The following is an 11,940-nucleotide window of genomic DNA, read 5'->3' on the forward strand; positions in this document are numbered from 1 at the left end:
GGAAGTCCATGCCACGTCTGCTGATCGCCACGGCGACCCTGTTTTCGCTCGCCATGGGGCCGGCCCATGCCGGTCGCGTCGCCGTCGAGGTGGTCGATGTCGAGGGCAGGCCGGTGCGCGACGCCGTCGTCAGCCTCGAGCCCCTGCCGGGCACCGCGGCGAAGCCCATCGTCCCGGCCACGCGTTACGTGGATCAGAAGAACGAAACCTTCCTCCCGTACGTGACCGCGCTTCACGCGGGCGACAGCATCGTCTTCCGCAACAGCGACGGCACGCGGCACCAGGTCTACTCCTTCTCCGACCTGGCGAAGTTCGAATTCGTGCTCAAGCCGGGCGAGAGCTCGCCGCCGCTGGTCCTGCCGCGCCCCGGCAACATCGCGGTGGGCTGCAACATCCACGACATGATGATCGCCTACCTCTACGTGACGAAGGACGCCGACATGGCGACTACGGACGCGAAGGGGCAGGCCGTGCTCGACGGCGTCGGCGCGGGCCGCTATCGCGCCCACGCATGGCACCCCCAGATGCGGCCCGGCATCGCGCTGCCGGTGCAGGGCCTGCAGGTCGACGACTCCACGCCAGGGAAGGTGACGTTCACGCTGGCCCTCCTGCCCGATCCACGGGGCATGTCGGACCGCGAACACATCGGTTACTGACCCGACGCATGCGCGCTCCCGGGTTCCGCTCGCGGCTTGCCCTGTTCTTCGTCGCCTCGCTGGTCCTCGTCCAGGGGCTGACCGCGCTTCTGACGTACGGCATCGCCCATCGCCAGCTCGTGGCGGAAGGTGGCCGGCAGCTCAGCGTCAACGCGGGCGCTTTCGTGGCGCAGATGAACGATCTCTCCGTTCGGGTCGCGAACGGCGTGCAGATCCTCTCGCTCGATTACGGGCTTCGTTCCGCGATCGGCGCGCGCGACAAGGAGACGGTGCTCTCGGTGCTGCGCAACCACGGCCGCCGCGTCGGTGCCGCGCGCATGCAGCTGCTCGGCCTCGACGGACGCGTGCAGGCCGACACACTGGCGCCGGCCAGCGACGGCGAACCGTTCGCGTTCCCGGACCTGCTCGCCAGCGCCTACGACAGGCGCAGCGCGGCCGTGATCGTGTCAGAAGGCAAGGCGTACTGGCTGGTCGTCGTGCCGATCTACGCGCCACAGCCCGTCGGGCTCGTCGTCGCGAGCATTCCGGTGGACGACGCGCTGCTCGCGCACATGCAGGAACTCTCCGCGCTGCCGCGCGACGTGGAACTGGCGACGCCCGTCGGCGAAGGGCGCTACGCGGTGATCGCGCGGGGCAGCCATGATTCCGGACTGACCGAGAGCCTCTCCGCGCGAGGCGAGCCATTGCCGTCGACACCGACGCTCGCCGCCATCGGCGGTCGCGAGTACCTCGTGCTCGCCCAGCTGCTGCGCCAGCCGAAGGGCGGCGGCGCGGTCTACGCCGTGCTCGGCTATTCGCTCGACGACGCGTTGCGTCCTTACCTTCCCGTCTGGAATGCCTGGCTGGCCGTGCTGCTGGTCGGACTCGCCGGCGGCTTCCTCGTCGCGTGGCTCGTGGCGCGCGGTGTCGCGCGTCCCGTCGAAGCGCTGGCCGGATCGGCGCGACGCATCGCGGCGGGCGATTACGACGACGTGCCCGACGTGCGCCGTGGCGACGAGGTGGGCGACCTGGCCATCGCGTTCCACACGATGACCGACGCGATCCGCGAGCGCGAGCGGCGCATCCTCCACCAGGCGTCGCACGACGGCGTGACGGGCCTGCCGAACCGGGCGGCCGCCGAGTCGGCCGTCGACGACGATCTGGCCACGACGCCCGGCATGCAGGGCGCCCTGCTGATCGTGGGCGTCAATCGGCTTCCGGAGATCGTGAAGACGGTCGGCCACGCGCTGGCCGATCGCCTGATGCGCGAAGCCGCGGTGCGTCTCGGACAGGTCGCCGGCACGCACTTCGTGGCTCGCGCGACGGACACGCAGTTCGCCGTCTGGCTGCGGGACACCGGCAGGATGGAGGCCATCGACACCGCGTTCCGGATCATGGACGCGTTGGGCCTCCCGTACCTGGAAGCCGACATCCGCATGGACCTGGGGCCCGCCGTGGGCATCGCGCTGACGCCGGGACATGGCGAGCGCGCCGCGATCCTGCTCAGGCGCGCGGAGGTCGCCGAGTTCGCGGCGGTGGGATCGACGCGCGGCGTCGACGTCTACGATCCCGAAGCCGATCCGCACCGGCCGGAACGTCTCTCGCTGATGGGCGAGCTGCGCGCGGCGATCGAGGCCGACGCGCTGGAGCTCTGGTACCAGCCGAAACGTCGCATGGCCGACGGCGTCATCGACAGCGCCGAAGCGCTCGTGCGCTGGCATCGTCCGGGCCGGGGCGCCGTATCGCCCGAGCTCTTCGTCGCCGTCGCGGAAGAAACCGGCACCATCGGCCGGCTCACGCGCTGGGTGCTGGCGCGCGCGATCCGGGAGATGACGGCCCTGGCGGCGGCGGGTATCGACGTCACCGTCGCCGTGAACCTTTCCGCCCGTGACGTCGGCGACCCCGAACTCGCCGGCCGGGTGGAAGCCTTGCTTCGCGCCAACGGCCTGCCTGCGCAGGCGCTTAGCCTCGAGGTGACCGAGAGCGCGGTGATTCACGAACCCGCCGCGGCGCTTCAGGTCCTCGGCCAGCTGGCCGATATGGGCATCGACGTCGCCATCGACGACTTCGGCAGCGGCCAGGCGTCGTTCGCCTACCTCCGCCGCCTCCCCGTCACCGAGCTGAAGATCGACCGGATGTTCGTGCAGCACCTCGCCACCGATGAAACCGACCGCGTCATCGTCCAGTCGCTGGTCGAGCTGGGCCACCGTCTCGGCTACCGCGTGACGGCCGAGGGCGTGGAGGACGAAGGCAGCCTGGCGTTCCTCGCCGAAGTCGGTTGCGATCACGCGCAGGGTTACCTCGTCGGCCGGCCGATGCCGTTCGCGGACTTCGTGGCGCGATGCATGGCACCGGCCAGCGGCGACTCGTGATGCGCCGTCACTTCGCATTCGTCCTTCTGGGGGCGTGCGCGTCCGTCGCCTCCGCGCGGGACGTGAAACTGCACGCCTTCGCCGATGCGAGGCTCGTCGATGCGCCGTCACCGACATCGTTCATCGACGGCGGTAGCGGCCACACGCGTTACGGCGACGGCGAGCGCGGTGTCCGCTTCGGCGCGGCGGGTGTCGTCGTCACGGCGCAGCTGACACCGGCCCTGTTCGCGCTGGTCGACGTGCAGGCGCAGCGCACCGACCGCACCGATCTGCAGGTTCCCGAGGCGTTCCTGCGTTACCGGCCGGTGTCGACGAGCGCGTGGCGCGGCTCCATGAAGGCGGGACTCTACTTCCTGCCGATATCGCTGGAAAACGATGGTATCGGCTGGACCAGCCCGTGGACGGTCACGCCATCGGCGATCAACAGCTGGGTAGGCGAGGAGATCCGCGGCTTCGGCGCGGAGGCGCGCGAGGAGTGGCGCGGCGTCGCCGGCACGTTCACGGCGGGGGGCGGGTTGTTCCGCCACAACGACGTGGCCGGGAACATCCTCGCGCTGCGTGGATGGTCGCTCAGCGACGTGACCTACGGGCTGGGCGGCCGGCTGCGCGAACCCGCCGAGGCCGGCGAGCGCGAGGTCTACGATCCCTTCCACGCGATAGGCGGCCGTACCGGCTGGTACGCCGATGCGGCGTGGAAGGCGCCGGCGGGGTGGGAGCTGCGCCTCCTGCGTTACGACAACCGCGCGGATCCCTCGGCCTACAGGCTCTACGCCGGCGGCGAGAAGCTGTTCGCCTGGCGAACGCGTTTCTGGTCGGCGGGCGCGGTGTGGACACGCGGCCCGGTCACCCTCATCGCGCAGGCGATGGACGGCGATACGGACGTGCGGCCCGACGGCGTGAGCTACCGGACGCCGTTCCGTTCGGCCTTCCTGCTGGCCGGCTGGAACCGTGGCGCCTGGCGGCCGGCGCTCCGTGTCGAGCGTTTCGGCACCGACAACCCTCGCGAGCGCGGCCACGCCGTCACCGCCGCGCTCAACTGGCGACCGCGCGACTGGCTGCGCCTGACGGCGGAATGGCTGCACGTGCACGTCGATCGCGACGCGTCCGCCGTGATCGGCGATCCGTCGCGACAGGGCGGCGAGCAGTGGCAGCTGATGGCGCGCGTCTACTACTGACGCCTCGGAACCATGTGGGAGCGGACCTGGCCGCGACGGCTCTTCGCGAAGAGTCGCAGGGCCTGTGGCGAACGGCCCCGGAACATGTCGCCGTCAGGTCCGCTCCCACGGCGCGCCCGCACGGCGTACGATCCGCCCAGGGCAACGAGCGACGGCGGGACGACTTGGACGAGGGGATCTGGGAGCGCAAGTACCATCTTGCGCTGGAGCGGATGGAGCGCGACGAAGAGGCGTCGCGAGCCGTCGGCGACGTGCTGCGCCGGCTTTCGCTGCGGCTGGCCGTGCTGGTCCGGGGCGATGGCGGCGAACTCGACGAACTGCTCGACCGGTTGACGACGGAACTGCGCGGTTCGCCGTCGCCGGCGACCGTCGAGCCGCTCCTGGAAAGACTCGCCGAGGCCGTGACCCGCCTGGACGCCGCGCCGCCGGGTGCCGCCCGTGCATCCGACACCACGGAGGATGCGGTCGTCGACGCCTTGCGCGCCGACGTGGCGCGTTTGCAGGAACTGCTCGGAACGGTCAGCGCGCGGCTGGGCGACATGACCCGTTACCTCGCCGGCGAGCGTGACGAAGCGGACGCCGGCGCGACGGAAGGCCACCGGCTCGACGCCCAGGTGCGCGAGGAAATGCGCCTGCTCGGCGAGAAAACGCAGGCGGCCACGGATCTGGCGAGCCTACAGGCCGAGGTCGACGAGCGGCTTTCGGTCATCGACCGCCACTTCCGCGACTTTCGCGAGCGTGAAGACGCGAGGCTTTCGGCGTACCGCGAACGCGCCGAGCGCATGCACGATCGTGTCGAGCAGCTCGAGTCGCAGGCATCCAGCCTGCAGGATTCGCTTCGCCGGGAGCACGAGCTCGCGCTGACCGATGGCCTCACCGGACTGCCGAACCGCCTCGCTTACGATCGCCGCGTCGCCGACGTCGAGCGACAGGTGCGCGAGGAGGGCGGCGTGGCCTGCGTCGGCGCCTTCGACATCGATCATTTCAAGGCGATCAACGACACGTACGGCCACGCGGCGGGCGACGCCGTGCTGCGCATCGTGGGTCAGACGCTCGCGCGTGAACTCGACGGCCGCGCCTTCGTCGCACGCTACGGTGGCGAGGAATTCGTGGTCCTCTTCTCCGACATGGGGCCCGACGACGCCGAGGAACTGGCGCGACGCCTCTGCGCCACGGTGGAGAAGCTCGCGTTCCACGCGAGCTCGAAACCCGTCACCGTGACCATGTCGGGTGGGCTGACGCGCTTCACCGCGGCGGAGCGTGCCGCGGCCGTCTTTGACCGCGCCGATCGCGCGCTCTACGCCGCGAAACGCGCCGGACGCAATTGCTGCGTGGTGCTCTGAGGCACCGATCGTAGAAACGCTCCACCATCGATTCCTTCAAGAATGCGAGCCCGTTCACCGGTTCGATGCGGCAACGCGTCATAATGGTCCGCCTCCGGTCCGACAAGGGGTGACGCAAGCCCATGGAAGCCACGACTCAGAGCCGTCCCGTCACGGGAGCGGCAGCCCGGCCCGAGGCCATCGTCGAGCGCGGCGAGGTCCGGTTCACCGTCCTCACGCCGCGCCTCATCCGCCTGGAATGGAGTGCCGCCCGTGTCTTCCGTGACGACCGGACGCAGGTCGTCGTCCATCGCGCGGTGGACGTACCGCCGTTCACGCTCACCGAAGACGCCGACGGGCTCGCCATCGACACGGGCCGGCTCCGGCTCCGCTGGACGAAAGGCGGCGGCCGCTTCGACGCCGCGAACCTGTCGATCGTCGTGCGCACCGCCGACGGCGAGATCACCTGGCACCCCGGCGATGCGCAGCAGGCCAACCTCGGCGGCACCTATCGCACGCTCGATCGCTACGACGGCGACACGTGGCAGGACGGCAGCAAACTCCCCCTGGAGGAAGGCCTCATCGCGCGCGATGGCTGGCACGTCGTCGACGACACGCACGCCTTCGGTTTGGACGACGACGGTTGGGTGCTGGAGCGGCCGCGGGGCGAGCGGCAGGATCTGTATTTCTTCGGATACGGCCGCGACTTCATGGCGGCGCTCTCGGACTTCGCGTCGATCGCGGGGCCGCAGCCGATTCCGCCACGCTTCGTCTTCGGCTACTGGTGGTCGCGTTACTGGAACTACTCCGACGCGGAGCTACGCACGCTCGGCGCGCGTTTCGAGAAGGAGCGCATTCCGCTGGACGTGCTCGTGCTCGACATGGACTGGCATACCACGCCGGGTCTTTCGTTGCGCCCCGGCCACGAGCACAAGGACGTTTTCGGCGAAGCATCGGGCTGGACGGGTTACACGTTCAATCGCAGCCTGTTTCCGCATCCGAAGGCCTTCATGCGCTGGGCGCGCGGCCAGAACCTGCGCATCACGCTCAACCTTCATCCCGCCTCGGGCGTCATGCCGCACGAGGAACGTTACGAAGCGATGGCCGCGGCGCTGTCGTGGGACACGAGCACGCAGGCGCCGATCCCGTTCGAAGGCACCTCGCCCGCGTACATGCGCGCGCTGTTCGACACCATCCTGCACCCGCTGGAAGAGGATGGCGTCGACTTCTGGTGGCTCGACTGGCAGCAATGGCCGGAATCGAAGGCGCATCCCGGCCTCTCGAACACGTGGTGGCTCAACCATGCGTTCTTCACCGAGATGCAGCGCGATGGCGAGAAACGCGGCCTGATCTATCACCGCTGGGGCGGCCTCGGTAACCATCGCTATCCGATCGGTTTCTCCGGCGACAGCGTGATCTCGTGGACGTCGCTCGCGTACCAGCCGCACTTCACGGCGATGGCCTCCAACGTGCTGTACGGCTACTGGAGCCACGACATCGGCGGCCATACGTTCCACAAGCACATCCCGCGTCCCGAGCGCCATCTCGAGCCCGAGCTCTACGCGCGCTGGATGCAGCTGGGCGTGTTCAGTCCGGTGCTGCGCACGCACTCCGCGAAGGAAGCGAGCCTGCACAAGGAACCATGGCACTTCGGGCCGCCCTGCGGCGATGCGATCTTCGCCGCGATCCGTCTTCGCTATCAGCTGGCCCCGTACATCTACGCGGCGGCACGCCATGCGTACGACACCGGCGTGTCGCTCGTGCGTCCCATGTACTACCACTGGCCGGAGCACGAGGAAGCGTACGCGCACCCCGCGCAATACATGTTCGGCAACGACATCCTGGTCGCGCCGGTCACCACGCCGGTCGGTGCCGACGGCACAGCGCCGTTCCCCGTCTGGCTGCCGCCGGGCCTGTGGTACACCCGCGACGGCGCGGAATCGTTCGAAGGGGGTGCGATCCTCGAGCGTTCCTACACGCTGGAGGAGATTCCGATCTTCGTCCGCCCGGGCAGTGTCGTCCCGCTCTACCCCGAAGGCATGCGTGACCTCGCGACCGTGCCGGACTCGATCATCCTGCAGGTCTTCCCCGGCGACGAGGGCAGCACCGTGCTCTACGACGACGACGGAACGACCCAGGGCTACCAGCGCGGCGAGTTCGCGCGCACGCCGGTGCGCAGCCGCCGCGGCGATCGCGCGCATCGCGTGCACATCGACGGCATGGAAGGGCGGTATCGCGGGCGGCCGGAAACACGCGCCTATGTCGTGCAGTTCCTGGACGCGGGCATCCCCGAGACCGTCGAGGTCAACGGCGAAGCGCTGCCGTACAGCCCGACGCCGAAGCCGGGAACCTGGTTGTTCGACGCCGCGTGGCTATGCATCCGCGTCGACCTCGGCCATGTGCCGGTCTGCGAGGCGCAGGACGTCGTCGCCCGCTTCGCCCCCGAGCACGCGCCGCCCAAGGCGTTGCTGCACCGCATGCGGCGCGCCGCCGACGCGGTGAAGTACCTCAAGCAGGTCTGGGGCGACATCTCGGCGCTGCCGGACGACGTCGACCTCGCCGGGCAGGCGGCGCGCGTGATCGAGTACGCGGTGGAGGAGGGCGACGACGAGGGCCGCGCGGAGCGTTTCACCCAGGCGGTGCAGGCATTCGAGGCACGTTTCGCGGCCCTGCCCGACAGCGTCTCGGCGACGCCGATCGACGACGCGTTCAAGCGCGGGTTCATCGACCTGCTGGGGCGCTGACCGTTGCGTCGCCTGCTGGGCTTCGCGCTCGCCCTGGCCGCCCTGGCCGCGCAGGCGCAGGGTGCCGTGCGGGTCGGCTCCAAGGCGGACAACGAGGGCGCGCTCCTCGGCCAGATCGTGCTGCAGGTGCTGGAACACGAAGGCATTCCGGTGGTGGACCGGACGCAGCTCGGCCCGACGTCGATCGTGCGCCGCGCGCTGCTCAACGGCGATCTCGACGTGTATCCCGATTACACCGGCAACGCGGCGTACTTCTTCCATCGCGAAACCGATCCGGCGTTCCGCGACGCCGCGAAAGCCCATGCGCTCGCGTCGTCGCTCGATCTCGCCGCCAACCGCCTCGTGTGGCTCGCGCCGGCGCCGGCCGACAACCACTGGGCGATCGGCGTCCGCGGCGACGTCGCGAAACGTCGCGGTCTGCGCAGCCTCGTGGACTTCGCGCGCTGGGTGACGGGCGGGGGCGACGTCCTCCTCGCCGGTTCCGCCGAGTTCGTGGAGAGCGACGCGGCGCTGCCCGCGTTCCAGTCCGCCTACGGATTCGCGCTGCGCGGCGACCAGCTGCTCGTGCTGGCGGGCGGGGATACCTCCGCGACCATCAAGGCGGCCGCCGAGGGTACGTCGGGTGTGAACGCGAGCATGGTCTATTCGACGGACGGCGCGATCGCGGTCACCGGACTGGTCGTGCTCGACGATCCGAAACACGTGGAGATGGTGTACCAGCCCGCGCCGGTCGTTCGCGAGGCGGTGTTGCAGGCCCACCCGGCGATGCGCGCGGCGCTGGAGGCGGCGTTCCGTCCGCTGACGGTGGACGTGCTTCGGCGGCTGAACGCGCGGACGCAGATCGGTGGCGAGGACGCGGGAGCGGTCGCGGCGGATTACCTGCGGTCGGAGGGGCTGTTGAAATGATGTCGCGGGCGCTGCCGGTATTCGTGCTGTCCGCGATGGCGCTCGTCGCGGCGGCGTGCCTGCCTTTCCTGCACGTCGCCCCGAACCGCCTGCTCTCGGGTCACGCCGTCAGTCCGCTCGCTTGGCCGCTCGCCGCGGCCTGGCTTGCCGTCATCGCCGTCACCGCGGTCCGCATTCCCATGCAGCGCGTCGTCGTCACGGCCACCGCCTGGTTTGGGATCGCGGGGCTGCCGTGGCTCGCCGGCGCGGAAGCCCAGCGCATCCTTTCGGACGCGTCGGCGACGACGCGGGTGCAGCCCGGTGCGGGGTTCTGGCTGATGTGGCTCGCCGCCGCGCTGCTCCTGCTCGACGGCCTGCGCGGCCGGCGTCCGGCGGTGCAGGTCGCCGCGTGGATCGTGGCCGGTTTCACCATCGTCGTTCTCGCGGCGGCCGGCGCGTTCGACGGACTCTCGCTCGTCCGCGAATGGCGGGCGCAGCGCGCACCGTTCGCGGCCGCCGTCGCGGAACATCTGCGACTGGCAGGGACCACGCTCGTGCTGGCGTTGCTGACGGGGGCGCCGCTGGGCTGGTGGGTCTGGCGGAGGCGACGCGCCGATGGCGTCGTCGTCGGCATTCTCGCCTTCCTGCAGACCGTTCCGTCGCTCGCCCTGTTCGCGTTGCTGATCGGACCCTTCGCGTGGCTCGCGCGCGCGTGGCCGGCGCTCGGCACCCTGGGTTTCGGCGGCACCGGCGCCGCGCCCGCGGTCTTCGCGCTGTGGCTCTACGCCCTGCTTCCCGTCGTGCGCTACACCGCCGCCGGCCTCGATGCCGTGCCGGCCGATACACGCGACGCCGCGCGCGGCCTCGGCATGAGTCGCACGCAGCTGCTCATGCGCGTGCAGCTTCCGCTGGGATGGCCGGTGCTGCTGGCCGGCCTGCGCATCGTCGCGGTGCAGACGATCGGTCTCGCCGCCGTCGCCGCGCTGATCGGCGCGGGCGGGCTCGGGCGTTTCGTCTTCCTCGGGATCGGACAGGGAGCCACCGACATGGTGCTGCTGGGCACGCTCGCCATCATCGTGCTGGCGCTGCTGGTGGATTTCGTCTTTCAGGCTGTCCTCGCATGGACGGAGCGTCGCGCATGATCGAGTTCGACCACGTAACCAAGCGCTTCGGCGGGCACCTCGTGATCGACGACCTGTCGTTGCGCATCGACGACGGCGAGTTCTTCGTCCTCGTCGGTCCGTCCGGCTCGGGCAAGTCCACGCTGCTGCGCACGGTGAACCGGCTCGTGCCGGTCGACGCGGGCGCGGTGCGCATCGACGGCGAGGACGTGCTTTCGCGCGACGTCGAGACGCTGCGCCGCGGTATCGGTTACGCCATCCAGTCGGTGGGTCTGTTCCCGCATCGCACCGTGGGCGAGAACATCGCGACGGTCCCTCGCCTCCTCGGCTGGCCGGAGGGCGACATCCGCGCGCGCGTGACGGAACTCGTCGAACTCCTCCGGCTCGACGAGCCCGGCATCGCGGATCGCTATCCCGCCACGTTGTCGGGCGGGCAGCAGCAACGCGTGGGCGTGGCGAGGGCGCTCGCGGCGCGGCCGCGCATCGTGTTGATGGACGAACCGTTCGGCGCGCTCGATCCCATCACGCGGGAGTCGCTGCAGGGCAGTCTGAAGGCGATCCAGCGCGATACGGGAACGACCATCCTGTTCGTCACGCACGACATGGACGAAGCGTTCCGGCTCGGCGATCGCGTGGCGTTGATGCTGGACGGAAGGATCGCGCAGGTGGGGGCGCCGCTCGATCTCCTGCATCGTCCCGCCAACGACCGCGTCCGCGACTTCGTCGGCGGCACGCGGGCCCGGCTGCGCGAACTCGCAGTGCGCACCGTGCGCGACAGCATGCGCGTCGGCGAGCCCGCGGAAGGCGAGGCGGTGGACGTGGCCGATTCGTTGCAGGACGCGCTCGCGGCCATGCTGGCGCAGCGGCGCGATCGGCTGCCGGTGAACTCGCGGGGCGAGCGTGTCGGCGCGATCGTCCTCGCCGACCTCGTGGCGAACGGACCGTGACGAAAGCCCGGCATACGCATGGCGTGATACGCGTCGCCGCACCGCTGGCGGTGCTCGCGTCGCTATTGTTCGTGCTGCCGCGATCCGGTCCGTGGTTCCACGCCTGGCTACCGGAGCTCTCGCATCCGCTGTACACGCGCACGTCGTTCGGCGCTCTGACGCTCGCGCATCTGGCGCTGGTGACGATCGCCACGCTGTTCGCCGTGGCGATCGGTCTGGGGCTCGGTATCCTCGCCACGCGCCCGTCCGGGCGCTCGCTGCTGCCGACCGTGCGCGCCGTCGCCGTGATCGGCCAGACGTTCCCGCCCGTCGCCGTCCTCGCGATCGCGGTGCCGCTGTTGGGCTTCGGCGCGGCGCCCACGCTGCTCGCGCTCGTGCTCTATGGCGTGCTGCCCGTCCTCGGTCAGACGATCGCCGGGCTCGAACACGTGCCGGCCGCGACGCTGCACGCCGCCGACGGCATGGGTTACGGGCGCTGGCGCCGCCTGCGCGAGGTGGAACTGCCGCTGGCGGCGGGGCCCATCATGGCCGGCGTGCGACTGTCCGCCATCGTGAGCGTGGGGACGGCGACGATCGGTTCCGCGGTGGGCGCGACCACGCTGGGCTCGCCCATCGTCGAAGGACTGGTCGGCAACAACACCGCCTACGTGGTGCAGGGCGCGCTGCTGGTCGGCGCGCTCGCACTGAGCGTGGATGCGGTGCTCGGCGCGATCGAGCGCCGCATCCGCCGGGGGTGACG

The 11,940-nt window shown here is 70.4% G+C and carries 9 protein-coding genes; all 9 read left to right on the plus strand.

Annotation, left to right across the window (positions count from 1 at the left end; all coding sequences use genetic code 11):
- The first annotated feature begins 8 nt into the window (after nt 1-8).
- Nucleotides 9-656, plus strand: coding sequence for a cupredoxin domain-containing protein (locus BMY69_RS19515; protein ID WP_177191067.1), 648 nt, complete (start codon nt 9-11; stop codon nt 654-656).
- 8 nt (nt 657-664) lie between these two features.
- Nucleotides 665-3,007, plus strand: a complete 2,343-nt coding sequence (locus BMY69_RS04165; RefSeq protein ID WP_177191068.1) for a putative bifunctional diguanylate cyclase/phosphodiesterase — start codon at nt 665-667, stop codon at nt 3,005-3,007.
- Nucleotides 3,008-3,069: 62 nt separating this feature from the next.
- Entirely contained in the window at nt 3,070-4,182 is a 1,113-nt protein-coding gene (locus BMY69_RS19520) for a porin family protein (RefSeq protein WP_177191069.1), read from the plus strand.
- A 164-nt stretch (nt 4,183-4,346) separates the two neighbouring features.
- Nucleotides 4,347-5,525 carry a GGDEF domain-containing protein gene (locus BMY69_RS19525; protein ID WP_177191070.1) on the plus strand — a complete coding sequence of 393 codons (1,179 nt, stop codon included), beginning with the start codon at nt 4,347-4,349 and terminating at the stop codon, nt 5,523-5,525.
- Between the two features lie 122 nt (nt 5,526-5,647).
- Nucleotides 5,648-8,248 (plus strand): glycoside hydrolase family 31 protein, encoded by a 2,601-nt coding sequence (locus BMY69_RS04175; RefSeq protein WP_090175475.1) that lies wholly within the window; start codon nt 5,648-5,650, stop codon nt 8,246-8,248.
- Between the two features lie 3 nt (nt 8,249-8,251).
- Nucleotides 8,252-9,154, plus strand: a complete 903-nt coding sequence (locus BMY69_RS04180) for a glycine betaine ABC transporter substrate-binding protein OsmF (protein WP_090175477.1) — start codon at nt 8,252-8,254, stop codon at nt 9,152-9,154.
- The gene (locus tag BMY69_RS04185) at nt 9,151-10,275 is read left to right on the plus strand and encodes an ABC transporter permease (RefSeq protein WP_090175478.1); all 1,125 of its coding nucleotides are present in this window, start codon (nt 9,151-9,153) and stop codon (nt 10,273-10,275) included. Before BMY69_RS04180 ends, BMY69_RS04185 begins: the two co-directional genes overlap by 4 nt.
- Entirely contained in the window at nt 10,272-11,201 is a 930-nt protein-coding gene (locus BMY69_RS04190) for an ABC transporter ATP-binding protein (RefSeq protein WP_090175480.1), read from the plus strand. The genes BMY69_RS04185 and BMY69_RS04190 overlap by 4 nt, the downstream gene beginning before the upstream one ends.
- A complete protein-coding gene (locus BMY69_RS04195; RefSeq protein WP_218143118.1) occupies nt 11,198-11,938 on the plus strand; it encodes an ABC transporter permease in 741 nt (246 codons plus the stop codon). Before BMY69_RS04190 ends, BMY69_RS04195 begins: the two co-directional genes overlap by 4 nt.
- The last annotated feature ends 2 nt before the right edge of the window (nt 11,939-11,940 follow it).

It is taken from the genome of Luteibacter sp. UNC138MFCol5.1, assembly GCF_900110505.1.
Classification (GTDB): Bacteria; Pseudomonadota; Gammaproteobacteria; order Xanthomonadales; family Rhodanobacteraceae; genus Luteibacter.